25 protein-coding genes are annotated in these 25369 nt (G+C 66.0%); 15 read left to right on the plus strand and 10 right to left on the minus strand.

Annotated features, from left to right (window positions below; translation table 11 throughout):
- Positions 1 to 130 precede the first annotated feature (130 nt).
- Positions 131 to 457: a DUF883 family protein gene (locus MF6396_RS18975; protein ID WP_078481284.1), complete on the plus strand. Its 327-nt coding sequence runs from the start codon at positions 131 to 133 to the stop codon at positions 455 to 457.
- On the opposite strand, the gene MF6396_RS18980 is transcribed toward MF6396_RS18975, so the two are convergent.
- Positions 454 to 1350 carry a LysR family transcriptional regulator gene (locus tag MF6396_RS18980; RefSeq protein WP_078481285.1) on the minus strand — a complete coding sequence of 299 codons (897 nt, stop codon included), beginning with the start codon at positions 1348 to 1350 and terminating at the stop codon, positions 454 to 456. The two genes, MF6396_RS18975 and MF6396_RS18980, sit on opposite strands and share 4 nt — an antisense overlap.
- Before the next feature lie 111 nt (positions 1351 to 1461).
- On the opposite strand from MF6396_RS18980, the gene trpB reads away from it, so the two are divergent.
- On the plus strand, positions 1462 to 2679 hold the full coding sequence (trpB, locus tag MF6396_RS18985) for a tryptophan synthase subunit beta (protein ID WP_043862258.1): 1218 nt from the start codon (positions 1462 to 1464) through the stop codon (positions 2677 to 2679).
- Positions 2676 to 3488 carry a tryptophan synthase subunit alpha gene (gene trpA, locus MF6396_RS18990; RefSeq protein ID WP_078481287.1) on the plus strand — a complete coding sequence of 271 codons (813 nt, stop codon included), beginning with the start codon at positions 2676 to 2678 and terminating at the stop codon, positions 3486 to 3488. Before trpB ends, trpA begins: the two co-directional genes overlap by 4 nt.
- 93 nt (positions 3489 to 3581) lie before the next feature.
- Here the strand turns inward: trpA and MF6396_RS18995 are convergent, their stop codons facing one another.
- Entirely contained in the window at positions 3582 to 3917 is a 336-nt protein-coding gene (locus MF6396_RS18995; RefSeq protein WP_043862256.1) for a DOPA 4,5-dioxygenase family protein, read from the minus strand.
- Positions 3918 to 3995: 78 nt separating this feature from the next.
- On the opposite strand from MF6396_RS18995, the gene MF6396_RS19000 reads away from it, so the two are divergent.
- Together MF6396_RS19000 and MF6396_RS19005 are read left to right on the plus strand one after the other, a co-directional pair.
- Positions 3996 to 4517: an NAD(P)H-binding protein gene (locus tag MF6396_RS19000; protein ID WP_058541986.1), complete on the plus strand. Its 522-nt coding sequence runs from the start codon at positions 3996 to 3998 to the stop codon at positions 4515 to 4517.
- Between the two features lie 60 nt (positions 4518 to 4577).
- Entirely contained in the window at positions 4578 to 6149 is a 1572-nt protein-coding gene (locus MF6396_RS19005; RefSeq protein WP_078481288.1) for a SulP family inorganic anion transporter, read from the plus strand.
- A gap of 68 nt (positions 6150 to 6217) precedes the next feature.
- Here MF6396_RS19005 and aroE read toward each other — a convergent pair whose 3' ends face one another.
- Positions 6218 to 7045 carry a shikimate dehydrogenase gene (gene aroE / locus MF6396_RS19010; protein ID WP_043862253.1) on the minus strand — a complete coding sequence of 276 codons (828 nt, stop codon included), beginning with the start codon at positions 7043 to 7045 and terminating at the stop codon, positions 6218 to 6220.
- A 52-nt stretch (positions 7046 to 7097) separates the two neighbouring features.
- Positions 7098 to 8024: an oxygen-dependent coproporphyrinogen oxidase gene (gene hemF, locus MF6396_RS19015; RefSeq protein WP_078481289.1), complete on the minus strand. Its 927-nt coding sequence runs from the start codon at positions 8022 to 8024 to the stop codon at positions 7098 to 7100.
- 155 nt (positions 8025 to 8179) lie between these two features.
- Here hemF and MF6396_RS19020 point away from each other — a divergent pair, with 155 nt between their 5' ends.
- Entirely contained in the window at positions 8180 to 9157 is a 978-nt protein-coding gene (locus tag MF6396_RS19020; RefSeq protein WP_054916045.1) for an NADPH:quinone reductase, read from the plus strand.
- Positions 9158 to 9256: 99 nt separating this feature from the next.
- Here MF6396_RS19020 and MF6396_RS19025 read toward each other — a convergent pair whose 3' ends face one another.
- Positions 9257 to 9814 (minus strand): L-threonylcarbamoyladenylate synthase, encoded by a 558-nt coding sequence (locus MF6396_RS19025; protein ID WP_043862251.1) that lies wholly within the window; start codon positions 9812 to 9814, stop codon positions 9257 to 9259.
- A gap of 39 nt (positions 9815 to 9853) precedes the next feature.
- Complete coding sequence (gene dprA / locus MF6396_RS19030; protein WP_078481291.1) at positions 9854 to 10951, minus strand: DNA-processing protein DprA; 1098 nt, start codon at positions 10949 to 10951, stop codon at positions 9854 to 9856.
- A 209-nt stretch (positions 10952 to 11160) separates the two neighbouring features.
- Here dprA and def point away from each other — a divergent pair, with 209 nt between their 5' ends.
- Genes def through MF6396_RS19055 form a run of 5 tightly spaced genes read left to right on the plus strand, consistent with a single transcriptional unit; the run spans position 11161 to position 15684 of the window.
- On the plus strand, positions 11161 to 11667 hold the full coding sequence (gene def / locus MF6396_RS19035; protein ID WP_043862249.1) for a peptide deformylase: 507 nt from the start codon (positions 11161 to 11163) through the stop codon (positions 11665 to 11667).
- Between the two features lie 57 nt (positions 11668 to 11724).
- The gene (gene fmt / locus MF6396_RS19040) at positions 11725 to 12657 is read left to right on the plus strand and encodes a methionyl-tRNA formyltransferase (protein WP_078481292.1); all 933 of its coding nucleotides are present in this window, start codon (positions 11725 to 11727) and stop codon (positions 12655 to 12657) included.
- Positions 12654 to 13967 carry a 16S rRNA (cytosine(967)-C(5))-methyltransferase RsmB gene (gene rsmB, locus MF6396_RS19045; protein ID WP_078481293.1) on the plus strand — a complete coding sequence of 438 codons (1314 nt, stop codon included), beginning with the start codon at positions 12654 to 12656 and terminating at the stop codon, positions 13965 to 13967. The genes fmt and rsmB overlap by 4 nt, the downstream gene beginning before the upstream one ends.
- Positions 13968 to 13986: 19 nt before the next feature.
- The gene (gene trkA, locus MF6396_RS19050) at positions 13987 to 15360 is read left to right on the plus strand and encodes a Trk system potassium transporter TrkA (protein ID WP_043862246.1); all 1374 of its coding nucleotides are present in this window, start codon (positions 13987 to 13989) and stop codon (positions 15358 to 15360) included.
- A 12-nt stretch (positions 15361 to 15372) separates the two neighbouring features.
- A complete protein-coding gene (locus tag MF6396_RS19055; protein ID WP_043862245.1) occupies positions 15373 to 15684 on the plus strand; it encodes a tetratricopeptide repeat protein in 312 nt (103 codons plus the stop codon).
- 107 nt (positions 15685 to 15791) lie between these two features.
- Here MF6396_RS19055 and MF6396_RS19060 read toward each other — a convergent pair whose 3' ends face one another.
- Together MF6396_RS19060 and MF6396_RS19065 are read right to left on the minus strand one after the other, a co-directional pair.
- A complete protein-coding gene (locus MF6396_RS19060; protein ID WP_054916050.1) occupies positions 15792 to 16679 on the minus strand; it encodes a lysophospholipid acyltransferase in 888 nt (295 codons plus the stop codon).
- Between the two features lie 39 nt (positions 16680 to 16718).
- Positions 16719 to 17270 (minus strand): DNA-3-methyladenine glycosylase I, encoded by a 552-nt coding sequence (locus MF6396_RS19065; protein ID WP_078481294.1) that lies wholly within the window; start codon positions 17268 to 17270, stop codon positions 16719 to 16721.
- 81 nt (positions 17271 to 17351) lie between these two features.
- Between MF6396_RS19065 and glyQ the strand changes: the two genes are divergently transcribed.
- The 4 genes from glyQ to MF6396_RS19085 are packed head-to-tail and all read left to right on the plus strand — an operon-like array spanning position 17352 to position 21694.
- A complete protein-coding gene (glyQ, locus tag MF6396_RS19070) occupies positions 17352 to 18305 on the plus strand; it encodes a glycine--tRNA ligase subunit alpha (RefSeq protein WP_043862242.1) in 954 nt (317 codons plus the stop codon).
- Positions 18302 to 20356, plus strand: a complete 2055-nt coding sequence (gene glyS / locus MF6396_RS19075) for a glycine--tRNA ligase subunit beta (RefSeq protein ID WP_043862241.1) — start codon at positions 18302 to 18304, stop codon at positions 20354 to 20356. Before glyQ ends, glyS begins: the two co-directional genes overlap by 4 nt.
- Before the next feature lie 3 nt (positions 20357 to 20359).
- Complete coding sequence (gene gmhB, locus MF6396_RS19080; protein ID WP_043862240.1) at positions 20360 to 20902, plus strand: D-glycero-beta-D-manno-heptose 1,7-bisphosphate 7-phosphatase; 543 nt, start codon at positions 20360 to 20362, stop codon at positions 20900 to 20902.
- Between the two features lie 21 nt (positions 20903 to 20923).
- A complete protein-coding gene (locus tag MF6396_RS19085; RefSeq protein ID WP_043862239.1) occupies positions 20924 to 21694 on the plus strand; it encodes a lysophospholipid acyltransferase family protein in 771 nt (256 codons plus the stop codon).
- 179 nt (positions 21695 to 21873) lie between these two features.
- On the opposite strand, the gene MF6396_RS19090 is transcribed toward MF6396_RS19085, so the two are convergent.
- Together MF6396_RS19090 and MF6396_RS19095 are read right to left on the minus strand one after the other, a co-directional pair.
- Positions 21874 to 23496 carry an MFS transporter gene (locus MF6396_RS19090; RefSeq protein ID WP_043862238.1) on the minus strand — a complete coding sequence of 541 codons (1623 nt, stop codon included), beginning with the start codon at positions 23494 to 23496 and terminating at the stop codon, positions 21874 to 21876.
- 94 nt (positions 23497 to 23590) lie between these two features.
- Positions 23591 to 25240 (minus strand): GMC family oxidoreductase, encoded by a 1650-nt coding sequence (locus MF6396_RS19095; RefSeq protein ID WP_078481296.1) that lies wholly within the window; start codon positions 25238 to 25240, stop codon positions 23591 to 23593.
- Positions 25241 to 25369: the final 129 nt, after the last annotated feature.

Raw genomic sequence — 25369 nt, forward strand, 5'->3', positions numbered from 1 at the left:
GAGCCTAGCAGCGCCAGGCAGGTTTACCTGTGTGGGTAAAAACCTGGCAAAAGTTCGATTGCTCTGCACTTTCGCGGCACTGCGCAGTCCCATTCTTCACATGCCACTCAAACCCTGAAGGAGAGCCACCATGGCCAATAGCTCGCTACGTAAAGCCTCGTTGCAAAGCATGGAAGCGGAAATCGAAAGTCTCCTCAAATCCCTGGAAAACCTCAAAGACGATGCTTCGGACGAGTCGCGCAAGACCCTGAAGAGCCTCAAGGGCAATGCCGAAAATGCCCTGCGTCACTCGCGCAGCCTGCTCACCGATGCCTATGAAGAGGTCAAGACCAAGACCCGCGACACCGGCATCGCCACCCGTGACTATGCCCAGCAACACCCCTGGACCACCGCCGGCGTGGCCGTGGGCGCACTGGGCCTGCTGGCCGCCTACCTGCTGTGCAAGCGCGGCGACTAAAGCGCCTGCCGCCCCAGTTCGGCGCGCAACCAGTGCGCCAGCTGCTCGGCGCGCCCGTCCGCGGCGCGCCGGGGCACCCACAGGGCCAATGACGCCCGCGTAGGACCAAAGCCCCACGGTGCCGCCAGCCTGCCGGCACGCAGGTCATCGGCCACCAGCGGCTGCGGGGCGATCGCCACCCCCAGGCCGGCCACAGCTGCCTCCAGCAAGTAATACAGATGCTCGAACCCTTGCCCGTAGCGCATTGCCTGCGGGTCGATGTGCTGTTGGCGGGCCCAGTCGGGCCAGGCCGGGGGCCGCGAGGTGGTGTGTAGCAGGGTTTCCCCCAGCAAGGCGCTGGCTGGCGCCTGACGCAGGCGGTCGAACCCTGGAAAGTGCGGGCTGAGCACCGGCCCGATGCATTCCTGTGCCAGCACGTGCACCTGCATGTCGGCCGGCCACGGCGGCTCGGCGAATACCAGCAGCGCATCCAGCCCCGGCCGGCGCGGGTCCAGGTCGCCTTCGCCCGCCGACAGGTGCAGACGCAGCTCCGGCAGGTCGGCCTGCAGGCGCCCAAGGCGCGGAATGAACCAGCGCGCCAGCAGGCTGCCTGAACAACCCAGCACGAACGGTGCGTCGGCGCGGTCCTGGCCCAGCTCGGCGCACACGCTGCGCAGGCGCTCGAAGGCGTCGCTGCTGGCGTCGCGCAGGCGCACACCTGCATCTGTGAGTTTAATGCCGCGCCCTTCCTTGACGAACAGGCTCACGCCCAGGTGCTCTTCGAGCACCTTCAACTGCCGGCTCACCGCACCGTGGGTCACGTGCAGTTGCTCGGCAGCCTGGCTGACGCTGTTGAGCCGGGCGGTGGCTTCAAAGGCCCGAAGGGCATTGAGCGGGGGCAGTTCTCTGGCCATTGACGTGTGAGTTTTCCTGACAGGTTGTGGCGATCTTATCGGTTTTCAGCGGCGCGTGTCGTGGGTAGAGTAGGCCCATTGCGACCTCATACCCACGCCCTGGAGCGACCCATGACCCAGACCAACTTCCGCAGCGGCCCCGATGCCAACGGCCTGTTTGGCGCATTCGGTGGCCGCTACGTGGCCGAAACCCTGATGCCGCTGGTGCTCGACCTGGCCCGCGAATACGAAGCGGCCAAGGCCGACCCCGAGTTCAACGAGCAACTGGCGTACTTCCAGCGCGACTACATCGGCCGTCCTAACCCGCTGTACTTCGCCGAGCGCCTCACCGAACACTGCGGCGGGGCGAAGATCTTCTTCAAGCGCGAAGAGCTCAACCACACCGGCGCGCACAAGGTGAACAACTGCATCGGCCAGGTGCTGCTGGCCAAGCGCATGGGCAAGAAGCGCCTGATCGCCGAAACCGGCGCCGGCATGCACGGTGTGGCCACCGCCACCGTGGCCGCACGTTTCGGCCTGCCCTGCGTGATCTACATGGGCGCCACCGACATCGAGCGCCAGCAGGCCAACGTGTTCCGCATGAAGCTGCTGGGCGCCGAGATCGTGCCGGTCACCGCCGGCACCGGCACCCTCAAGGACGCCATGAACGAAGCGCTGCGCGACTGGGTGACCAACGTCGACGACACCTTCTACCTGATCGGCACCGTGGCCGGCCCGCACCCGTACCCGGCGATGGTGCGCGACTTCCAGTCGATCATCGGCAAGGAAACCCGCGAGCAGCTGCAGGCCAAGGAAGGACGCCTGCCCGACAGCCTGATCGCCTGCGTGGGTGGTGGCTCCAACGCCATGGGCCTGTTCCATGACTTCCTCGATGACGCCAGTGTGCAGATCATCGGCGTCGAGGCCGGCGGCCACGGGGTCGACACCGACAAGCACGCAGCGAGCCTCAACGGCGGCGTGCCCGGCGTGCTGCACGGCAACCGCACCTACCTGCTGCAGGACGCCGATGGCCAGATCACCGACGCCCACTCGATTTCCGCCGGCCTGGACTACCCCGGCATCGGCCCGGAGCACGCCTACCTGCACGAAGTGAAGCGCGTCGAGTACGTGAGCATCACCGACGACGAGGCGCTGGATGCGTTCCACGCTACCTGCCGCCTTGAAGGCATCATCCCGGCGCTGGAAACCTCCCACGCGCTGGCCGAAGCCATCAAGCGTGCGCCCACCCTGCCCAGGGACCACCTGATGGTGGTGTGCCTTTCGGGGCGTGGCGACAAGGACATGCAAACCGTAATGAGCCATATGGCCGCGCAGGAGAAGCAGGCATGAGCCGTCTTGAACAACGTTTTGCCGACCTCAAGCGCGAGGGCCGCGCTGCCCTGGTGACCTTCGTGACCGCCGGTGACCCGGGCTACGACGCTTCGCTGGCGATCCTCAAGGGCCTGCCGGCTGCGGGTGCCGACGTGATCGAGCTGGGCATGCCGTTCACCGACCCGATGGCCGACGGCGTGGCCATCCAGCTGGCCACCCTGCGTGCGCTGGAGGCCGGGCAGACCCTAGCCAAAACCCTGCAGATGGTGCGCGAGTTCCGCACCGGCAATGCCACCACGCCGATCGTGCTGATGGGTTACTACAACCCGATCCACCGCTTCGGCGTGGAGAAGTTCGTGGCCGAGGCCAGGGATGCGGGCGTGGACGGCCTGATCATCGTCGACCTGCCGCCGGAGCACGACGCCGAGCTGGCCACCCCGGCCCAGGCCGCGGGCATCGACTTTATCCGCCTGACCACCCCGACCACCGATGACGCGCGCCTGCCGCGCGTGCTGGAGCGCAGTTCGGGCTTTGTGTACTACGTGTCGGTAGCCGGCGTGACCGGCGCAGGCTCGGCGACCAGCGATCCGGTAAGCGGCGCCATCGAGCGCCTGCGCCGCCACACCGACCTGCCGATCAGCGTAGGCTTCGGCATTCGCACGCCTGAACAGGCGGCAGCCATTGCGCGGCTGGCCGATGGTGTGGTCGTGGGTTCGGCGCTGGTGGACAAGGTGGCCAACGCCAGCACGGGCGAGCAGGCGGTAAGCGATGTGCTGGCGCTGTGTTCGGCGCTGGCCGAAGGTGTGCGCGGCGCGCGCAAAGGCTGATACCGCGTCGCCTCTTTCGCCGGCAAGGCCGGCTCCTACAGACACCGCAGTCCTGTAGGAGCCGGCCTTGCCGGCGAAAGCCTCACCGCCGCTTCAGGCCCCTTCGAACATCGAAAGATCCAGCGGCCGCACGGCCCCCATCCAGATCGCATGGTCCCGATGATCGGCCAGCTCATCGCCGGTCAGCGGATGCAGAAACACCACCAGCCCCTTGCGGTACAACGCCAGCCACGGCAGCACCACGCCCACCATCTCCGGCCCGAATGCCAGCTGGCAGCTCCAGTCCGGGTGCGGCCCCACCGGTTTCTGATGCATGCGCCCCATGCTCACGCCAAACAGCGTGGCGGCTTCCTCGCACAGCGCCCGCGCCTGCTCCATCGTACCGGCGTCGTAATACACATGGGCGTGATACCCCTTTATCCGTTGCACGCTGCCTCCTGAATTCGACCGAACCCCCAGGTGCTCCCGCAGGTCCAAAGGCCATCAGGATACCCCCGGAGCGCTATCGTGAAAAACGCCGAAACACCTGTCTTCAAACTGATCCTGCTCGGCGGCCAGTGCACCCTGGGTGATGCGCTGGTAAGCGAACTGCTGCAGCGCCAGCACGAGGTGACCCTGATCCTCGACGACCTCAACCAGCCCCAGGCGCGCCCCGGCCTGCACGTCAAGAACGGCGGCCTGGCCAGCGCAGACCAGGCCGAACAGAGCATCGCCGGCGGCTCGGCCGTGGTGTGCCTGCTCGACGGCCTGGCGCCCGGCGACTTCTCGCGGCAGGGGCTGATGACCCAGGCCCTGCTCGCGGGCATGGCCCGCACGCCCCTGCGTCGCATCGTGCTGGTGGGCCAGTTTGGCGGCGGCGCGGCGCCGCTGGCGGAGTTGTTGCAGGCCGGCGGCCTGCGCTGGACGTTGGTCAACACGCCACTGAGCGAGCACCCGGACAGCCTGGCAGGCATCGCTGCGGGCATTGCCGACCTGCTGGACCTGAACCTGCATGTTGGCGAACAGGTGAATTTCATCGAGGCCCCCTGACTTGCACCGGGCCTCCATAGCCTGCACCCTGAGCCTTCACCGCACTGCATAGAGAGCTTCATGGCCTGGCTAGAGCGCCACCGTCTGTTTCCCTTTCTCGCCTGGTTGCCTCGGCAAACCCGTGCCAGCGTGCGGCGCGACCTGCTGGTGGGGCTCAGCGGGGCGATCCTGGCCCTGCCGCAGTCGATCGCCTATGCGCTGATCGCCGGCCTGCCCGCCGAGTACGGGCTGTACGCGGCCATCGTGCCGGTGCTGATCGCGTGCCTGTGGGGCTCGTCGTGGCACCTGATCTGCGGGCCCACCGCTGCCATCTCCATCGTGCTCTACGCCAGCATCAGCCCCGTGGCGGTGCCCGGCAGCGACGACTACATCCGCCTGATCCTGCTGCTGACCTTCCTGGCCGGGGTGTTCCAGTGGCTGCTGGGCATGCTGCGCTTCGGCGCGCTGGTGAATTTCGTCTCGCACTCGGTGGTGCTCGGCTTCACCCTCGGCGCTGCAGTGGTGATCGCCCTGGGCCAGGTGCCGAACCTGCTGGGGCTCGACCTCGCCAGCCAGGCCACCGCCCTCAGAACCCTGCAAGGCCTGCTGCAGCATGCCGGCGACATCGACTGGCCATCGCTGCTGCTGGGGCTGGGCACCTTGCTGCTGGGGCTGTCGATCAAGCTCGCACGGCCGCGCTGGCCGGCGCTGTTGATCAGCCTTGCCGGCGCCAGCCTGCTGGTGTGGCTGTGGCCGGCACTGTTCGGCCATGTGGCGCTGGTGCCGGCGTTCATTGGCCGGCTGCCACCGCTGAGCCCGCTGCCGCTGCTGGACCTGGAGCTGATCCTGCGCCTGCTGCCCAGTGCCGTGGCGGTGGGCATGCTGGGGCTGGTCACCAGCCTGTCGATTGCGCGCTCGCTGTCGATCCGCTCCGAACAGCTGATCGACGCCAACCAGGAGATCCGCGCCCAGGGCCTGTCCAACCTGGGCGGTGCGTGGTTCTCCGGCTACCTGTCGTCGGGCTCGTTCACCCGTTCCGGGCTCAGCTATGAGGCCGGGGCGCAGTCACCGCTGGCGGGGGTGTTCTCGGCCCTGTGGGTGGCGCTGTTCGCCGTGGCGGGCGCCAGCCTGATCGCGCACATACCGATCCCGGCGATGGCCGGCAGCATCCTGCTGATCTGCTGGGGGCTGGTGGATTACCGTGCGATTCGGGCGCTGTACCGGGTCAGCCGGCCGGAGTTTCTGGTGATGCTGCTGACCTGCGTCGCCACCTTGCTGCTGGAACTGCAGACGGCGATTTATGCCGGGGTGCTGGCGTCGCTGTTCTTCTACCTCAAGCGCACTTCGCAGCCACGGGTACAGCAGTCGCGCGAAGGCGAGGCGGATGTGCTGCGGGTGTTCGGCTCGATCTTCTTCGGCGCCAGCCATTATCTGCAGGTGCGCCTGCAGCGGTGCCAGGCCCCGGTGGTGGTGATCGATGCGCGGCAGATCAACTTCATCGATTACTCGGGGGTGGAGATGCTGCACCAGGAGGCGCGGCGGCTGCGCCGGCAGGGGCGTCAGCTGGTGCTGCGGCGGGCGAGGGGGCAGGTGGTGGAGGAGTTGCAGAAGCTGGAAGGGGCGGCTGATTGCCCGGTCCAGTTCGAGGATTGAGTTGCGCCCTTCGCCGGCAAGGCCGGCGCCTACAGGGGCCGGCCTTGCCGGCGAAGGCAGCGCGCGTTCTAGCCCCGCGCCAGCTGCCGGCGCAGCTCATCGAGCACCGGCCCGGTGTCCGGGCGCACCCCGCGCCAGATGAAGAACGCCTCCGCCGCCTGCTCAGCCAGCATTCCCAGCCCGTCCAGCACCTTGGCCGCCCCGTGCTCGGTGGCCCAGCGACAGAACGGCGTGGGCTCCTTGGCGTACATCATGTCGTAGCACACGGTCACGCCCGGTTCGATCAGGCTCGCGGCAATCGGCGGCATCTCGCCGGCCAGGCTCGCCGAGGTGGCATTGATGATCAGGTCCACCGGCTCTTCCAGCCAGCTGAAGCCGCTGGCGGCCACCGGCCCCAGGTCGTCGAACTCGCGGGCCAGCTGCTCGGCCTTTTCTACCGTACGGTTGGCAATCACCAGCGACGCAGGCTCATGCGCCAGCAACGGCTCGAGCACCCCGCGCACCGCGCCACCGGCCCCCAGCAGCAGGATGCGCTTGCCCTTGAGCTCGACCCCGGCATTCACCGTGAGGTCGCGCACCAGGCCGGCACCGTCGGTGTTGTCGCCCTGCAGGCTGCCGTCGGGCAGCCGGGTCAGCGTGTTCACCGCCCCGGCTCGCCAGGCGCGTGCGGTCAGGCCGTCACCCACCAGGCGGTAGGCTTCCTCCTTGAAGGGCACGGTGACGTTGGCGCCACTGCCCTGCTTGAAGAAGCCCAGCGCGCACATGCTGAAGTCGTCCAGCGGCGCCAGCAGGGTGTTGTACTCCAGCTGCTGGCCGGTCTGGTCGGCGAACAGCCGGTGAATCAGCGGCGACTTGCTGTGGCCGATCGGGTTGCCGAATACAACGTACTGGTCCATGACGCGTTTCCTGAGTCCGCCCGGCGAATCGGGCACGTTATCCACAATGGGTTCAGTGAGCGGCCTTGTCCAGGCCCAGCCAGTCGCGGTCCTGCAGGAAGTACTCGGTCAGGCGTGCTTCTTCGCTGCCCGGTGCAGCCTTCCAGTCATAACCCCAGCGCACCTGCGGCGGCAGCGACATCAGGATCGACTCGGTACGGCCGCCCGATTGCAGGCCGAACAGGGTGCCACGGTCGTACACCAGGTTGAATTCCACGTAGCGCCCGCGGCGGAACTCCTGGAATTCACGCTGCTGGGTGGTGTACGGCTGCGCCTTGCGCCGCTGCACGATGGGCAGGTAGGCCTCGACGTAGGCATCGCCGATGGCGCGGATGAAGGCGAAGCAGGTGTCGAAGTCCCACTCGTTCAGGTCGTCGAAGAACAAGCCGCCGATGCCCCGCGGCTCGCCCCGGTGCTTGAGGTGGAAGTAGCGGTCGCACCAGGCCTTGTAGCGCGGGTACACATCGGCGCCGAACGGTGCGCAGGCCTGCTCGGCCACGCGGTGCCAGTGGATGCAGTCTTCTTCGTGGGCGTAGTAGGGCGTGAGGTCGAAGCCGCCGCCGAACCACCATACCGCCTCTTCACCTTCCTTCTCGGCAATGAAGAAGCGCACGTTGGCGTGGGAGGTCGGTACATGGGGGTTGTGCGGATGGATCACCAGCGACACCCCCAGCGCCTCGAAACCACGGCCAGCAAGTTCGGGGCGGTGCGCGCTGGCAGACGGCGGCAGGCCGCTGCCGAACACGTGCGAGAAGTTGACCCCGCCTTTTTCGATGACGTTGCCTTCGCCGATCACCCGCGTGCGCCCACCGCCACCGGCTTCGCGTACCCAGGCGTCCTCGACGAAGCGGGCGCCGCCGTCTTCGCTTTCCAGGGCGGCGCAAATCCGGTCTTGCAGGTCGAGCAGGTAGGCCTTCACGGCCTCGGTGCGGGTAGTCATCAGGTCACCTTGGAAACGGGCTAGGGCCGGGCCAGGCGGGGGCCGGCGCTGAATTCGGCGCGTAGCATACCACCGGCGGCAGGCCACCCGCAGTTGACGGCGATCAAGCAAAGGCGTCCGATAGGGGTTTTCCCGGATCCAGCAGGAGAGTGCAGATGGCCAAGCGTATCCAGTTCAGCCAGCATGGCGGCCCCGAGGTATTGACCCTGGTCGACTTCGAACCCGCCGCGCCCGGCCCGCAACAGGTCCGCGTGCGCAACCACGCCATTGGTCTGAACTTCATCGACACCTATTTCCGCAGCGGGCTGTACGCGCCGCCGGCACTGCCCTCGGGCCTGGGCACCGAAGCTGCCGGCGTGGTCGAGGCGGTGGGCGAGGGCGTGACGCGGATCAAGGTGGGCGATCGGGTGGCCTACGCTGGCGGTCCGCTGGGTGCCTACAGCGAGGTGCACACGCTGCCTGAGGCCAACCTGGTGAAGCTGCCCGAGAGCATCAGCTTCGAGCAGGCCGCCGCGGTGATGCTCAAGGGCCTGACCGTGCAGTACCTGCTGCGCCAGACCTACGCGCTGCAGGCCGGCCAGACGGTGCTGTTCCATGCCGCCGCCGGTGGGGTGGGTTCGCTGGCCTGCCAGTGGGCCAAGGCCCTGGGCGTGAAGCTGATCGGTACCGTGAGCTCGCCGGAGAAGGCGGCGCGGGCCAAGGCCCTGGGTGCATGGGAAACCATCGACTACAGCCGTGAAGACGTGGCGCAGCGCGTGCTGGAGCTGACCGGCGGCAAGAAGTGCCCGGTGGTGTACGACGGCGTGGGCCAGGACACCTGGCTGACCTCGCTGGACTGCCTGGCGCCGCGCGGGCTGATGGTGAGCTTCGGCAATGCGTCGGGCGCGGTGAGCGGAGTCAACCTGGGGATCCTGGCGCAGAAGGGCTCGCTGTATGTGACCCGGCCGACGCTGGCCAGCTATGCCAACAATGCCGAGAACACCCAGGCGATGGCCGACGAGCTGTTCGAAATGATCGCCAGCGGCAAGCTGGCTGTGGATATCCAGCAGCGCTATCCGCTGGCCGAGGCGGCCAAGGCTCAGGCAGAGCTGTCGGCGCGGCGGACGGTGGGGTCTACGGTGTTGTTGCCTTGATTCAGCAGTGACGCCATCGCGGGTCAAGCCCGCTCCCACAAGGTTATCCACAACGCCTGTGGGAGCGGGCTTGACCCGCGAAAAAGGCCCGAAGGGCCTTCAACCCGCTCTGACGACCTGCCCCGTGGCCAGGTCGCGAATCACGCTCGGGTTGCGCCGCCCGCCCAGGCTGCCGCCCAGGATCACATCCAGCTGCCCGTGGAAGTACTGTTCCACGCGCAGGCGCGAGCGCGCTGCCGGCCGGCCCTGCGGGTTGGCCGAGGTCGACACCAGCGGGCCCACCAGCGAACACAGGTCGCGCACCACCGGGTGGTCGCTGACCCGCAGCGCCACGGTGTCATGCACGCCGGTGATCCATTCCGGCAACATGCCCTGGTGCGGCACCAGCCAGGTATTGGGCCCCGGCCAGGTGCTGGCCATGCGATCCAGCCACAGCTCGGGGAAGTCCTCGAACAAGAAGTCGAACTGGCGGATGTTGTCCGCAATCAGGATCAGCCCCTTGTTCACCGAGCGGGACTTGAGCGCCAGCAGGCGGTCCACCGCCTCCTCGTTCCACGGGTCACAGCCCAGGCCCCAGACCGCCTCGGTCGGATAGGCCAGTACCGCACCCGCCCGAATTTCCCGCGCGGCTTGTTGCACACGCCAACTGTTCACCATCGTTGTCACTCCGCGTTCAAAGGCTGGTACGCAGTGTACTTAGCCCGGCCGGGCAAACCAACGCCCCGCGTCACTGCACACACGCCCGTCCAGCTCCAGTTGGGTGAGCGTGGCCAGCACCTGGGGCAGGGCCTGACCGCTGGCCAGCGCCAACGCCTCGGTGGTGTGCGGCGCCGCCAGCAGCAACCCCAGCAGCGGGTGCACCACCGGCTCGGGGGCGGCCGACGGAAGGTTCTGCCAGCCACGCAAACTTTCCAGAATCTGCTCTATGCTCTCCACCAGCATCGCGCCATCACGTATCAATTGATGGCAGCCCCTGGCCCCCGGATGGTAGATGGAGCCAGGAATCGCGTACACCTCGCGCCCCTGTTCGGCCGCCAGGCGCGCGGTGATCAGCGAACCGCTGGCCAGGCTGGCCTCCACCACCAGCACGCCGAGCGACAGCCCGCTGATGATGCGATTGCGCCGCGGGAAGTTGGCCGCCACCGGTCCGGCATCCAGCGGGAACTCCGAGACCACTGCGCTACCGCGCTCGGCCATGGCCTGCGCGAGGGCATGATGTCGCTGTGGATAAAATTTTTGCAGGCCGGTGCCGAGCACGCCGATAGTGCGTCCGCCAGCATCCATTGCAGCCTGGTGAGCGGCACCGTCGACCCCCAGTGCCAGGCCGCTGGTAATCACGAAACCGGCCTGGGCCAGTTGCCTGGAAAACGCGGCCGCGGTGTCCAGGGCCGGGCGTGAAGCACGCCGGCTGCCGACGATGGCCAGCTGCGGCTGCTCCAGAATCATCGGGTCGCCGGCAATGAACAGAAGGGGCGGGGCATCGCAAAGCTCGGCCAGCAAGCCAGGGTAGGTGGGGGCGTCCCACATCAGCAAATGCTGCCCGGGCCGCTCTAGCCAGGCCATTGCAGCCGCTGCGCCGGCGTAAGCCTCGGCACTGTGGCGGGCCGTTATGCTGGCCGGGCTGCGGCCCAGCGCCCGCCATTGTGTGGCGGGCGCATCAAGCGCGGCGGCCGCGCTGCCAAAGGCTTCCAGCAGCAGGCCAAAGCCCTTTGGCCCGATATCGGGAAGGCGGTGCAGGCGCAGACGTGCCTCGAGTTCAACCGGCGAGCACGCCGCAACAGGCGGGAGGGGCATCGGATCATCCTTGATCGAAGGCGGGTCAGCCACGCGTGAAAACCTGTGGATAACTCTGTTGATAATAGTTTGACAACTCGCCGCCCGGTGCGGGCCGCCAGTCGCCTTCAAAACCCTAGCCGACCTTGAGAAGGGTGCCGAACGCGCCGAATACCTTTATTATGTGCATTCATGTTTGCAACCCATCGCACAGTGCAGCTCATACGCTTATGGCCATCTTGAACATCCTCGAATTCCCGGACCCGCGCCTGCGCACCATCGCCAAACCGGTGACGGAAGTGGACGACAGCATCCGTCAGTTGATCGATGACATGTTTGAAACCATGTACGAAGCCCCTGGCATCGGCCTGGCCGCCACCCAGATCAACGTGCACAAGCGCGTGGTGGTCATGGACCTGAGCGAAGACCGCAGCGAACCGCGGGTCTTCATCAACCCCGAGCTGGAAATGCTCACCGACGACATGGACCAGTATCAGGAAGGCTGCCTGTCGGTACCCGGCTTCTACGAGAACGTCGACCGCCCGGTGAAGGTCAGGGTCAAGGCCCTGGATCGCGACGGCAAGCCCTTCGAACTGATCGCCGAAGGCCTGCTGGCCGTGTGCATCCAGCACGAATGCGACCACCTCAACGGCAAGCTGTTCGTCGACTACCTGTCGAACCTCAAGCGCGACCGCATCAAGAAGAAACTGGAAAAGCAGCACCGCCAGAACGCTTGATCCCTCATTCCAGAAGGCTTGCTCCGGCAAGCCTTTTTCTTTTTAAGCGAGAACTGCATGCGCATCGTCTTCGCGGGCACCCCCGAGTTTGCCGCCGAACACCTCAAGGCCCTGCTGGCCAGCCCCCATGAAATCGTCGCGGTCTACACCCAGCCAGACCGCCCGGCCGGCCGTGGCCAGAAGCTGATGCCCAGCCCGGTCAAGCAGCTGGCTGTGGATAACGCCATCCCGGTGCTGCAACCGCCGACGCTGCGCAGCACCGAGGCGCAGGCCGAGCTGGCCGCACTCAAGCCCGACCTGATGGTGGTGGTGGCCTACGGCCTGATCCTGCCCCAGGCGGTGCTGGATATTCCGCGCCTGGGCTGCATCAACAGCCACGCCTCGTTGCTGCCACGCTGGCGCGGCGCCGCGCCGATCCAGCGCGCGGTGCAGGCCGGCGACGCCGAAAGCGGCGTGACGGTCATGCGCATGGAGGCCGGCCTGGACACCGGGCCGATGCTGCTCAAGGTCTGCACCCCGATCAGCGCCAGCGACACCGGCGGCAGCCTGCACGATCGCCTGGCCGAACTGGGCCCGCCTGCGGTGCTGCAGGCCATCGACGGCCTGGGCGCGGGCACCCTGCACGGCGAAGTGCAGGACGACGCGCTGGCCACGTATGCCCACAAGCTGAACAAGGACGAGGCGCGTCTGGACTGGTCGCGCCCCGCCGAGGAACTGGAGCGCCTGATCCGCGCCTTCAACCCGTGGCCGATCTGCCACAGCACCCTGGGCGGCGAAACCCTCAAGGTGCTGGGTGCGCGCCTGGCCGATGGCAAGGGCACGCCGGGCGAGATCCTGTCTGCCAGCAAGGACGGCCTGATCGTGGCCTGCGGCGAGCAGGCGCTGTGCCTGACCCGCCTGCAACTGCCCGGCGGCAAGGCGCTGAACTTCAGCGACCTGTACAACAGCCGCCGCGAAAAATTCGCCAGCGGCACGGTGCTGGGCCAATGAACCCGCGTCTGGCCGCCGCCCGCGCCCTGGCCGCCGTGCTCAGCGGCAAGGCCTCGCTCAACAGTTCGCTGCCCGCCCAGCTGGACAAGGTCGAGGCCCGCGATCGCGGCCTCACCCAGGACCTGGCCTTCGGTACCGCACGCTGGCAGCCACGCCTGTCGGCACTGGCCGAGCGCCTGCTGCAAAAGCCGTTCAAGGCCGCCGACGCGGATGTCGAGGCGTTGCTGCTGGTGGGCCTCTACCAGCTGCTGTACACCCGCGTGCCGGCCCACGCCGCCATCGGCGAAACGGTCGGGTGCGCCGACAAGCTGAAAAAGCCCTGGGCCAAGGCCCTGCTCAATGCCGTGCTGCGCCGCGCCCAGCGCGAGAGCAGCGAGATGCTTGCCGAACTTGAACGCGACCCGGTGGTGCGCACCGCGCACCCGCGCTGGCTGCAGAAGTCGCTCAAGGCGTTCTGGCCCGAGCAGTGGGAAGCCATCTGCGCCGCCAACAATGCCCACCCGCCGATGATCCTGCGGGTCAACCGCCGCCACCACAGCCGCGATGCCTACCTGGGCCTGCTGCGCGAAGCCGGCATCGATGCCGCGCCGTGCACGTACAGCCGTGACGGTATCCTGCTCGCCGAGGCCTGCGACGTGCGCGGTTTGCCGGGCTTCGAACAGGGCTGGATCAGCGTGCAGGACGAAGCCGCGCAGCTGGCCGCCGACCTGCTCGACCTGGCGCCCGGCCAGCGCGTGCTCGACGCCTGCTGCGCCCCCGGCGGCAAGACCTGCCACCTGCTCGAGGCGCATGCCGGGCTGGAGGCGGTGGTGGCCATCGACCTGGAAGCCAAGCGCCTGACCCGCGTGCGTGAAAACCTCGACCGCCTGGGCCTGGATGCCCAGTTGATCGCCTGCGATGCCCGCGACACCGCCAGCTGGTGGGACGGCAAGACCTTCCAGCGCATCCTGCTGGACGCTCCCTGCTCGGCCACCGGTGTGATCCGTCGCCACCCGGACATCAAGCTGACCCGCCAGGCCGATGACATCGCTGCCCTGGCCAGCCTGCAGGGCGAGCTGCTCGACGCGCTGTGGCCTACCCTCGAAGTGGGCGGCATCCTGCTCTACGCCACCTGCTCGACCCTGCCGACCGAGAACACCGAAGTGATCGAGGCGTTCCTGGCCCGCACGCCGGGCGCGCGCGAGCTGGACCTGGCCACCGAGGCCGGCATCCGCCAGCCCCATGGCCGGCAGTTGCTCGCGCAGGAAGGCGGCCACGATGGCTTCTACTATGCCAAGCTGATCAAGATCGCCGCCGTTCGCGGACACTAACCAGCACAAGGGAGAGCGGATGAAGATCATCATCCTGGGCGCGGGGCAGGTCGGCGGCACGCTGGCCGAGCACCTGGCCAGCGAAGCCAACGACATCACCGTGGTCGACACCGATGGCGACCGCCTGCGCGATCTGGGCGATCGCCTCGACATCCGCACCGTGCAGGGCCGCGCCTCGCTGCCGACGGTGCTGCGCCAGGCCGGTGCGGATGATGCCGACATGCTGGTGGCGGTGACCAACAGCGACGAGACCAACATGGTCGCCTGCCAGGTGGCCTACACCCTGTTCCACACCCCGACCAAGATTGCCCGGGTTCGCGAGTCGGCGTATCTGACCCGCAGCGGCCTGTTCAACAACGAAGCGATCCCGGTCGACGTGCTGATCAGCCCCGAACAGGTGGTCACCCACTACATCAAGCGCCTGATCGAGCACCCCGGCGCCCTGCAGGTGATCGACTTCGCCGAGGGCAAGGTCCAGCTGGTGGCGGTCAAGGCCTACTACGGCGGCCCGCTGGTGGGCCAGCAGCTGCGCCAGATCCGCGAGCACATGCCCAACGTGGACACCCGCGTGGCGGCGATCTTCCGTCGCGACCGGCCGATCAAGCCACAGGGCGACACGGTGATCGAGGCCGACGACGAGGTGTTCTTCATCGCCGCCAAGAACCACATCCGCGCAGTGATGGGCGAGCTGCGCCGCATCGACGAAACCAACAAGCGCGTGGTGATCGCCGGCGGCGGGCAGATCGGCGAACGCCTGGCCGAGGCCATCGAGAGCCGCTACCAGGTCAAGATCATCGAGATGAACGCGGCGCGTTGCCGCTATCTGTCCGACACCCTCGACAGCACGGTGGTGCTGCAGGGCAGCGCCTCGGACCGCGACCTGATGCTGGAAGAGAACATCGCCGACGCCGACATCTTCCTGGCCCTGACCAACGATGACGAAGCCAACATCATGTCCTCGCTGCTGGCCAAGCGCCTGGGCGCGAAGAAGGTGATGACCATCATCAACAACCCGGCCTATGTCGACCTGGTGCAGGGCGGCGAGATCGACATCGCCATCAGCCCGCAGCAGGCCACCATCGGCACCTTGCTGGCCCACGTGCGCCGCGGCGACATCGTCAGCGTGCACTCGCTGCGCCGTGGCGCGGCCGAAGCCATCGAGGCCATTGCCCACGGCGATTCGAAGTCGAGCAAGGTGATCGGCAAGGCCATCGAGGACATCGCGCTGCCGCCGGGCACCACCATCGGTGCGATCATCCGCGACGAGCAGGTGCTGATCGCCCACGACGACACGGTGATCGAGTCCGGCGACCACGTGATCCTGTTCGTTGTGGATAAAAAGTACATCCGCGACGTGGAGAAGCTGTTCCACGTGGGCCTGAGCTTCTTCTAGGGAGAAACCGGAATGCGCGAATCACTGGAAAAGATGCTGGCCAAGGGTGTGGATAACTCGCTGCTGCGCTTCGGCCTGGGCAAGGCCTGGCTGGATGAGGGCAACGGCGCAGAGGCCGCGCTGCACCTGCGCCGCTGCGTGGAGTTCGACCCCAAGTACTCGGCGGCGTGGAAGCTGCTGGGCAAGGCGTATCAGGTGCAGGGCGACGTGGCCGGCGCGCGCCAGGCCTGGACCGAAGGGCTGGCTGCAGCGCAGGCGCATGGGGACAAGCAGGCGGAGAAGGAGATGACGGTGTTTCTCAGGAAGCTCGACAAGGCTGTTTAGGGCTGCTGTGCAGCCCATCGCGGGTCAAGCCCGCTCCCACAGGTACAGAGCAGATCCTGAGATCACTGATATCCCTGTGGGAGCGGGCTTGACCCGCGAAGGGGCGCTCAGTACCAGCGCGTCTCGCCCGGCGGGCGCTTCTTGAAGCGCTTCATGCTCCACATGTACTGGCTTGGATACGCCCGCACATAACGCTCCACCACCTTGCTCATGGCCGCCGCCGAGGTCTCCACGTCGGTGCTGTACATCGCATCCGGCGCCGCTTCCAGGATCACCTTGAAGCCCGAACCGTCCGGCAGGCGCAACGCATGCAGGAACACCCCCACCGCCTTGCCACCGGCCAGCATGTTCGGCACGAACTTGCTGGTCAGTGCCTTGGTGGCAAAGAACGGCACGAACACCCCCGCCGATTCCGCCGGCTCCGGGTCGGCCGGAATGCCCACCTGGCCGCCCTTGCGCACTTCCTTGATGATGCTGAGGATGCCTTCCTTGGTCGACGCCGCCACGCGGTTGCCCAGTTGCACGCGCTGTTCGCGCAGCAGGTCATCCACCGCCTTGAGCTTGGGCGGGCGGTAGAAGATGATCGGCTTGCACTGGCTGCAATAGAAGTGGTTGAGCACTTCCCAGTTGCCCAGGTGGCTGGTGATGCCCACCACGCCCTTGCCCGACGCCAGTGCCTCGTGCAGCACCTCCAGGCCCTCGACCTCGCGCACCAGGTCGATGGAACGCTGCGCCGGCCAGATCCACGCACAGGCGCTTTCGGTGAACGACTTGCCGATGTCCATCAGCGTGCGGCCCACAAGGCGCTCGCGTTCGGCCGGGTCCATCTCGGGGAAACACTTGGCCAGGTTGATACGCACCACGTTGCGCGAGCTGTTGGGCACCTTCCACATGATCCAGCCGATGGCCGCGCCAACCCGCTGCACCGCGCCCCAGGGCAACTTGGCAAACAATCGCAACGCCCCGACCATCAAGGCGCCCTTGAACTTATCCACAGGCAGGTTCCTCCTTCTGCAAGCCGCGCATTGTAACCGTCAGCGGCGCAGGGCGGCGTAACGATCGCAATCGGTGGTGTGATCCATGACCATGCCAGTGGCCTGCATGAAGGCATAGCAGATGGTCGGCCCGACAAAGGTGAAGCCGGCCTTCTTCAGGGCCTTGCTCATGTCCGTGGCCTCGTCGGTCACCGCCGGCACCTCGTTGCGCTGGCTGAAATGATTGATTTTCGGCACCCCGCCGACGAACGACCAGAGCCACTGCGCCGGCTCGTCCAGCGCCAGCCAGGCCCTGGCGTTGCGCCGCGCGGCGTTGAGCTTGAGGCGGTTGCGGATGATGCCGGGGTCGAGCATGCGCTCCTCGATCTCGGCATCGGTCATCTGCGCCAGGCGCTGCGGGTCGAAGCCGAACAGCACCTCACGGTAGCGCTCGCGCTTCTTCAGCACCGTGATCCACGACAACCCGGCCTGAAAGCCTTCGAGCAGCAGCATTTCGAACAGCGCGCCGGGCTCGCGCTGGGGCGTGCCCCACTCGCTGTCGTGGTAGGCCTGGTACAACGGATCATCGGTACACCAAAAGCAGCGTGGCATAAGGCTCCAAGGGTAGAGGCGGGGGCGAATCGGGTTATACTCCCGCTCTTTATATTCGCAGCCCTGGAAAAGGTGAATTTCGTGAGCCAGCCTACGCCAGCCGTGCGTACCTTCCAAGACCTGATCCTCGCCCTGCAGCAGTACTGGGCCGAGCAAGGTTGTGTGGTACTTCAGCCCTACGATATGGAAGTAGGCGCCGGCACTTTTCATACCGCCACCTTCCTGCGCGCCATCGGCCCGGAAACCTGGAACGCCGCTTATGTGCAGCCCAGTCGTCGCCCGACTGACGGCCGCTACGGCGAAAACCCCAACCGCCTGCAGCACTACTATCAGTTCCAGGTGGTCCTGAAGCCGAACCCGGACAACTTCCAGGAACTGTACCTGGGCTCGCTCAAGCACGTGGGCCTGGACCCGCTGGTGCACGACATCCGCTTCGTCGAAGACAACTGGGAGTCGCCGACCCTGGGCGCCTGGGGCTTGGGCTGGGAAGTCTGGCTCAACGGCATGGAAGTGACCCAGTTCACCTACTTCCAGCAGGCCGGCGGCATCGAGTGCTACCCGGTCACCGGCGAGATCACCTACGGTCTGGAGCGCCTGGCCATGTACCTGCAGGGCGTGGACTCGGTCTACGACCTGGTATGGGCCGACGGCCCGTTCGGCAAGGTGACCTACGGCGACGTGTTCCACCAGAACGAGGTGGAGCAGTCCACCTACAACTTCGAACACGCCAACGTCGACAAGCTGTTCGAACTGTTCGACTTCTACGAGAGCGAAGCCAAGCGCCTGATCGAACTGGACCAGCCGCTGCCGCTGCCAAGCTATGAAATGGTGCTCAAGGCCTCGCACACCTTCAACCTGCTGGATGCACGCCGCGCCATCTCGGTGACCGCGCGTCAGCAGTACATCCTGCGCGTGCGCACCCTGGCGCGTGCCGTGGCCCAGGCCTACCTGCTGGCCCGTGCCAAGCTGGGCTTCCCGATGGCGACCCCGGACCTGCGTGACGAAGTATTGGCCAAGCTGGAGGCTGCACAATGAGTGCTCAAGATTTCCTGGTAGAACTGGGCACCGAAGAGCTGCCACCCAAGGCCCTGAACACCCTGGCCGAAGCCTTCCTGGCCGGCATCGACAAGGGCCTGCAAGCGGCCGGCCTGAGCTTCGAGAGCAAGACCGTGTACGCCGCGCCACGCCGCCTGGCGGTGCTGATCACCGCCCTGGCCACCCAGCAGCCGGACCGCAGCGTCAACCTCGACGGACCGCCACGCCAGGCCGCGTTCGACGCCGACGGCAACCCGACCCAGGCCGCCCTGGGTTTTGCCAAGAAGTGCGGCGTGGACCTCAGTGAAATCGACCAGAGCGGGCCGAAGCTGCGCTACAGCCAGAACATCGTCGGCAAGCCGACCGCCAGCCTGCTGCCGACCATCGTCGAAGACTCGCTCAACGACCTGCCGATTCCCAAGCGCATGCGCTGGGGTGCACGCAAGGAAGAGTTCGTGCGTCCGACCCAGTGGCTGGTGATGCTGCTCGGTGACCAGGTCATCGATTGCACCATCCTCGCCCAGAAGGCCGGCCGCGACTCGCGTGGCCACCGCTTCCACCACCCTGAAGCCGTGCGCATCACCTCGCCTGCCAACTACCTGGCCGACCTGCGCGCCGCCTATGTGCTGGCAGACGCCAACGAGCGCCGCGAGCTGATCAGCAAACGCACCGCCGAACTGGCCACCCTGCAGGAAGGCACCGCGATCGTGCCGCCGGCCCTGCTCGACGAAGTGACCGCGCTGGTCGAATGGCCGGTGCCGCTGGTGTGCTCGTTCGAGGAGCGTTTCCTCGAGGTGCCGCAGGAAGCCCTGATCACCACCATGCAGGACAACCAGAAGTACTTCTGCCTGCTGGACGTGGACGGCAAGCTGCTGCCGCGCTTCATCACCGTGGCCAACATCGAGAGCCGCGATCCGAAGCAGATCATCGAAGGCAACGAGAAGGTCGTGCGCCCGCGCCTGACCGACGCCGAGTTCTTCTTCAAGCAGGACAAGAAGCAGAAGCTCGAAAGCTTCAACGAGCGCCTGCAGAACGTGGTGTTCCAGGCACAGCTGGGCAGCGTGTTCGACAAGGCCGAGCGCGTGGCCAAGCTGGCTGCGTTCATTGCCCAGCGCATCGGCGGCGACGCCCAGCGCGCGGCGCGTGCCGGCCTGCTGTCCAAGTGCGACCTGGCCACCGAGATGGTTGGCGAGTTCCCTGAAATGCAGGGCGTTGCCGGCTACTACTACGCCCTCAACGACGGCGAGCCCGAAGACGTCGCCCTGGCCCTGAACGAGCAGTACATGCCGCGCGGTGCCGGTGCCGAACTGCCCTCGACCCTGACCGGTGCGGCCGTGGCAATCGCCGACAAGCTCGACACCCTGGTCGGCATCTTCGGCATCGGCATGCTGCCAACCGGCAGCAAGGACCCCTATGCCCTGCGCCGCGCCGCCCTGGGCGTGCTGCGTATCCTGATCGAGAAGCAGCTGGACCTGGACCTGAACGAGGCGGTGAACGTCGCCGTCGCCCAGTTCGGTGCCAAGGTCAAGGCTGCCGGCCTGAGCGAGCAGGTGCTGGAATTCGTCTTCGACCGCCTGCGTGCGCGTTACGAAGATGAAGGCATCGACGTGGCCACCTACCTGTCGGTACGTGCGCTCAAGCCAGGCTCGGCATTGGACTTCGACCAGCGCGTGCAAGCCGTGCAGGCGTTCCGCAAGCTGCCGGAAGCCGCAGCCCTGGCTGCGGTGAACAAGCGTGTGTCCAACCTGCTGAGCAAGGCCGAAGGTTCGGTGGCTACCTCGGTAGAGCCCAAGTACTTCGACAACGCCAACGAGTTCTCGCTGTACTCGGCCATTCAACAGGCCGATCAGGCGGTACAACCGATGGCCGCTGCGCGTCAGTACAGCGAGTCGCTGGCGCGCCTGGCCGCGCTGCGCGAGCCGGTGGATGCGTTCTTCGAGGCGGTGATGGTCAACGCCGACGACGCCAACGTGCGAGCCAACCGTTATGCCCTGCTCAGCCGCCTGCGCGGTCTGTTCCTGGGCGTGGCCGACATCTCGCTGCTGGGGTAGGACGTGAAGCTGCTGATTCTCGATCGGGACGGGGTGATCAACCAGGACTCCGACGCCTACATCAAGTCGCTGGACGAATGGATTCCCATCCCGGGTTCGATCGAGGCCATTGCGCAGCTGAGCAAGGCCGGCTGGACGGTGGCGGTGGCCACCAACCAGTCGGGCATCGCCCGTGGCTATTACAGCCTGGCCACCCTCGACGCCATGCACGCGCGCCTGCGCGAGCTGGTGGCGGCGCAGGGCGGCGAGGTGGGCCTGATCGTCTATTGCCCGCATGGCCCGGACGACGGCTGCGATTGCCGCAAGCCCAGGCCGGGCATGCTGCGCACCATTGCCAACCATTACGCGGTCGACCTGGCCGGGGTGTGGTTCGTGGGTGACAGCAAGGGTGACCTGGAAGCCGCGCGCGCCGTCGATGCACAACCGGTTCTGGTAAGGACCGGCAAAGGCGAGCAGACCCTGAGCAAGGGCGTGCCCGAGGCAACGCTGATTTTCGATGACCTGGCGTCGATCGCCAGTGCACTTATCCACACACAGGCGGGTTAGCCCGCAACGGTACATTCCGCTATGTCGATCCTGCAGGCGATCAGAATTTTTCTTTTTTACCTGCTGCTGGGTACCAGCTCGTTGCTGTGGTGCACCCTGAGCTTCTTTATCGCGCCGTTCCTTTCGTTCCGCGCCCGTTACCGCTTCATCAATGTGTACTGGTGCCGTTTTGCGCTGGTGCTGGTGCGTGTTTTCCTGAACATTCGGGTGAACGTCACCGGGGCCGAGAACATTCCGGCGCAACCCTGCGTGATCCTCTCCAATCACCAGAGCACCTGGGAGACGTTTTTCCTCTCCGCCTATTTCCAGCCCTTGAGCCAGGTGCTCAAGCGCGAACTGCTATACGTGCCGTTCTTCGGGTGGGCCATGGCCATGCTGCGGCCCATCGCCATCGACCGCGACAACCCCAAGGCTGCGCTCAAGCAGGTGGCCACCGAAGGCGACAAGCTGCTCAAGGACGGTGTGTGGGTGCTGATCTTCCCGGAGGGTACCCGCGTGCCGTTCGGCAAGATCGGCAAGTTCTCCCGTGGCGGTACCGCGCTGGCGGTTAATGCCAACCTGCCGGTGCTGCCGATCGCGCACAACGCCGGCAAGTACTGGCCCAAGGAAGGCTGGGGCAAGCGCGCCGGCACCATCGAGGTGGTGATCGGCGAGCCTATGTATGCCGAAGGCACCGGGCCACGCGCCATCGCAGCGCTCAACGACCGTGCGGCGGCATGGAACGAGCAGACCCAGCGCGACCTCGGTTCGCTGCCGGCGCACGCCCCCGACGACGCCCAGCCGGTGACCTGACCGTTCTGTGGATAACGTGTGTACAGTATTTGGATTTCTTTCAGAAAAATTCGCTAACCTTATGATTTAACTGCTTATTTCTCTGTATGACTGTTTTGCGAAAATCGTGCATAAGTTTTTTCGCGCGATAAAAAAACCGGCTTTTAGGCCGGTTTTTTTGTGGATTACTTAAGGCCCTTTCACACCTTGTCCAGGTCCACCTTGTTGGTCTCCTTCAGGCAGAAGATCCCCACCACCAGGCTCACCCCGGTAATCAGCACCGGGTACCACAGCCCGTAGAAGATATCCCCGGTATACACCACCAGCGCGAACGATACCGTCGGCAGGAAGCCGCCGAACCAGCCATTGCCGATGTGATACGGAAGCGACATCGAGGTGTAGCGGATGCGCGTGGGGAACAGCTCCACCATCACCGCCGCCAGCGGACCATAGGTCATGGTCGCGATCAGGATCATCACCACGATCAGCAGCACCACCATCGGCTGGTTCACGTTGGCCGGGTCTGCCTTGGCCGGGTAGCCAGCCTTTTCGATGGCCGCACGCATGGCCGCTTCGTCGAAGCCGTCGATACGCTGCTCGCCGATGGTCACCACCACCTCGGTACCGGCAGGCACCGATTGCGAGCTGTACGGCAGGCCCTGCTTGACCAGGAAGGTCTTGACCTTGTCGCAGGTGCTGTCGAAACGTGCCTTGCCCACCGGGTCGAACTGGAAGGTGCAGCCCTGCGGGTCGGCCATCACCACGATCGGCGCCTGGCGGCTGGCCGCGTCGATCTGCGGGTTGGCGTAGTGGCTCAGGCCCTTGAACAGCGGGAAGTACAGCACGGTGGCCAGCAGCAGGCCGAGCATCAGGATCGGCTTGCGCCCGATCCGGTCCGACAGCCAGCCGAAGAACACGAAGAACGGCGCGCCGATCACCACGCTGATGATCAGCAGGGTATTGGCCTGGGCCGGGTCCATCTTGAGCATCTGGGTCATGAAGAACAGCACATAGAACTGCGCGGTGTAGAAGGTCACCGCCTGGCCGGCGTTGATGCTGAACAGCGCGGTGAGCACGATCTTGAGGTTGGCCCACGAGCCGAACGACTCACGAATCGGCGACTTGCTGGTCTTGCCCTGGGCTTTCATTTTCACGAAGGCCGGCGACTCGTGCATGCTCATGCGGATCCAGGTGGAGATACCCAGCAGCACGATCGACAGCAAAAACGGCAGGCGCCAGCCCCATACCTCGAACTGGTCGCCCGTGAGGTAACGGCTGCCCAGCACCACCAGCAGCGAAAGCAGCAGGCCGAGGGTAGCGGTGGACTGGATGAACCCGGTGTGAAAGCCGCGCTTGCCGGGCGGCGCGTGCTCGGCCACATAGGTGGCCGCGCCGCCGTATTCGCCGCCCAGGGCCAGGCCCTGGAGCATGCGCAGCACCACCAGGATGATCGGCGCGGCAATGCCGATGCTGGCGTAGTTGGGCAGCAGGCCCACCGCGAAGGTCGACAGGCCCATCAGCACGATGGTGACCAGGAAGGTGTATTTGCGCCCGATCATGTCGCCCAGGCGCCCGAACACCAGAGCGCCGAAGGGCCGTACCAGGAACCCGGCAGAGAACGCCATCAGCGCGAAGATGAACGCCGTGGTGTCGTTGACCCCGGCGAAGAACTGCTTGCTGATGACGACCGCCAGCGCCCCATAGAGAAAAAAGTCATACCACTCGAAAACCGTCCCGAGGGATGACGCGAAAATGATCTTGCGTTCTTCGCGGCGGCTGTTGCCCGCTGCTGCAGCGCCCTGCTGTTGAAGAGTGTCCGACATCGTGCTGTCCTCGGCCCTTGCGGGCACAGTGATTCTTGTTGTTGTTCCACTGTCGTCGCCGGCCGACTGCTGCCGACGTCACTGCACGCCGCCCTCAGGGCGTCGCTAACGCGGTCTTGCCACTGCTGTTGCTGGCTGCGGGTGCGGCCTGGAGAATCAGTTGCGCGGCCTTCTCGCCGATCATCAGGGTGGGTGAACAGGTATTGCCAGAGGTGATCTGCGGCATGATCGAGGCATCGGCGATGCGCAACCCCGCCACGCCATGCACGCGCAACTGTGCGTCCACCACATCCAGCGGGCCGTTGCCCATGCGGCAGGTACCTACCGGATGGAAAATGGTGGTGCCGATCTGCCCGGCAGCCTGCTGCAACTGCTCCTCGGTATCGAGTGCTGCGCCTGGCAGGTATTCGACCGGTGCAAAAGCGGCGAGGGCAGGGGCCTGCACGATCTGTCGGGTAAGGCGGATGGCCTGGGCGGCGACGCGCAGGTCTTCAGGCTCGCTGAGGTAGTTGGGGTCGATGACCGGTGCATCGCCCGGGTTGGCCGAGCGGATATCCACACGCCCGCGGCTGAGCGGGCGCAGGTTGCACACCGAGGCGGTAAATGCGGCAAAGCGGTGCAGCGGCTCGCCGAAGCGGTCCAGCGACAGGGGCTGCACGTGGTACTGCAGGTTGGGCGTGGGCTGCTCGGGGTGCGAGCGCACGAACGCCCCCAGCTGGCTCGGCGCCATGGCCAACGGGCCGCTGCGGTCATACAGATAGCGCAGGCCCATGCCCAGCTTGCCCCAGTGGGTGTTGGCCACCTGGTTGAGGGTGCGCACGTTGCTGACCTTGTAGATCAGGCGCAGTTGCAGGTGATCCTGCAGGTTGCCGCCCACGCCGGGCAATTCGTGCAGTACCGGGATGCCTAGGCGTTCCAGCAATGGCCGCGGGCCGATGCCGGAGCGTTGAAGAATGCCCGGCGAACCCACCGCCCCGGCACACAGGATGATTTCGCGGCGGGCCTGGTAACGCTGTTCGCTGCCCTGCCAGCGCGCCTGAACGGCCGAAGCGCGACCATTGTCGAGCAGCACCTTGTCCACCTCGACGCCGGTCAGCACCGTCAGGTTGGGGCGGTGGCGCACGGGGCGCAGGAATGCCTTGGCCGCATTCCAGCGCACGCCGCTGCGCTGGTTGACCTGAAAGTATCCACAGCCCTGGTTATTCCCACCGTTGAAGTCGTCAATGCTGGCGATGCCGCTCTGGGCTGCCGCCTCGCGAAACGCATCGAGGATCGCCCACGAATAGCGCTGGCGTTCGACCCGCCATTCGCCAGCGTTGCCGTGCAGCTCGCTGGCGCCGCCAAAATGGTTTTCGCTGGCCTTGAACAGTGGCAGCACGTCATTCCAGGCCCACCCGGGATTGCCCTGTTCGGCCCAGTGATCGTAGTCGCGGGCCTGACCGCGCATGTAGATCATGCCGTTGATCGAGGAACACCCGCCCAGCACCTTGCCCCGTGGGTAGCCCAGGCTGCGACCGTCGAGCCCCGGTTGCGCTTCGGTCTTGAAGCACCAGTCGGTACGCGGGTTGCCAATGCAATAGAGGTAGCCCACCGGAATGTGGATCCAGGGGTAGTTGTCGCGACCGCCGGCTTCGAGCAGCAGCACGCGGCAGCCAGGGTCGGCAGACAGCCGATTGGCCAGTAGACAGCCGGCAGGGCCGGCACCGACTACCACGTAGTCGTAGGAATGATCGGCTGGTGCCATGAAGACCTCGCGCCTGATTTTTATTCTTGTCCAGGCCAGTGTTATTGATTATTTTCGAGTTGAACACGTTAGATTTCACGCAACGGCTGTGCGTTTTAGAACAACGCAAGTGAACCTATGATTCACAAG

Origin of the sequence: Pseudomonas sp. MF6396 (assembly GCF_002018915.1) — a bacterium.
GTDB lineage: Bacteria > Pseudomonadota > Gammaproteobacteria > Pseudomonadales > Pseudomonadaceae > Aquipseudomonas > Aquipseudomonas palmensis.

What these genes read in the sequence shown, in the direction of transcription:
- MF6396_RS18975 (WP_078481284.1), top strand. Translation starts at nt 131, where the DNA reads ATGGCCAATAGCTCGCTACGTAAAGCCTCGTTGCAAAGCATGGAAGCG.
- MF6396_RS18980 (WP_078481285.1), bottom strand. Translation starts at nt 1,350, where the DNA reads ATGGCCAGAGAACTGCCCCCGCTCAATGCCCTTCGGGCCTTTGAAGCC.
- trpB (WP_043862258.1), top strand. Translation starts at nt 1,462, where the DNA reads ATGACCCAGACCAACTTCCGCAGCGGCCCCGATGCCAACGGCCTGTTT.
- trpA (WP_078481287.1), top strand. Translation starts at nt 2,676, where the DNA reads ATGAGCCGTCTTGAACAACGTTTTGCCGACCTCAAGCGCGAGGGCCGC.
- MF6396_RS19005 (WP_078481288.1), top strand. Translation starts at nt 4,578, where the DNA reads ATGGCCTGGCTAGAGCGCCACCGTCTGTTTCCCTTTCTCGCCTGGTTG.
- aroE (WP_043862253.1), bottom strand. Translation starts at nt 7,045, where the DNA reads ATGGACCAGTACGTTGTATTCGGCAACCCGATCGGCCACAGCAAGTCG.
- hemF (WP_078481289.1), bottom strand. Translation starts at nt 8,024, where the DNA reads ATGACTACCCGCACCGAGGCCGTGAAGGCCTACCTGCTCGACCTGCAA.
- MF6396_RS19020 (WP_054916045.1), top strand. Translation starts at nt 8,180, where the DNA reads ATGGCCAAGCGTATCCAGTTCAGCCAGCATGGCGGCCCCGAGGTATTG.
- MF6396_RS19025 (WP_043862251.1), bottom strand. Translation starts at nt 9,814, where the DNA reads ATGGTGAACAGTTGGCGTGTGCAACAAGCCGCGCGGGAAATTCGGGCG.
- dprA (WP_078481291.1), bottom strand. Translation starts at nt 10,951, where the DNA reads ATGCCCCTCCCGCCTGTTGCGGCGTGCTCGCCGGTTGAACTCGAGGCA.
- def (WP_043862249.1), top strand. Translation starts at nt 11,161, where the DNA reads ATGGCCATCTTGAACATCCTCGAATTCCCGGACCCGCGCCTGCGCACC.
- fmt (WP_078481292.1), top strand. Translation starts at nt 11,725, where the DNA reads ATGCGCATCGTCTTCGCGGGCACCCCCGAGTTTGCCGCCGAACACCTC.
- rsmB (WP_078481293.1), top strand. Translation starts at nt 12,654, where the DNA reads ATGAACCCGCGTCTGGCCGCCGCCCGCGCCCTGGCCGCCGTGCTCAGC.
- trkA (WP_043862246.1), top strand. Translation starts at nt 13,987, where the DNA reads ATGAAGATCATCATCCTGGGCGCGGGGCAGGTCGGCGGCACGCTGGCC.
- MF6396_RS19055 (WP_043862245.1), top strand. Translation starts at nt 15,373, where the DNA reads ATGCGCGAATCACTGGAAAAGATGCTGGCCAAGGGTGTGGATAACTCG.
- MF6396_RS19065 (WP_078481294.1), bottom strand. Translation starts at nt 17,270, where the DNA reads ATGCCACGCTGCTTTTGGTGTACCGATGATCCGTTGTACCAGGCCTAC.
- glyS (WP_043862241.1), top strand. Translation starts at nt 18,302, where the DNA reads ATGAGTGCTCAAGATTTCCTGGTAGAACTGGGCACCGAAGAGCTGCCA.
- MF6396_RS19085 (WP_043862239.1), top strand. Translation starts at nt 20,924, where the DNA reads ATGTCGATCCTGCAGGCGATCAGAATTTTTCTTTTTTACCTGCTGCTG.
- MF6396_RS19090 (WP_043862238.1), bottom strand. Translation starts at nt 23,496, where the DNA reads ATGTCGGACACTCTTCAACAGCAGGGCGCTGCAGCAGCGGGCAACAGC.
- MF6396_RS19095 (WP_078481296.1), bottom strand. Translation starts at nt 25,240, where the DNA reads ATGGCACCAGCCGATCATTCCTACGACTACGTGGTAGTCGGTGCCGGC.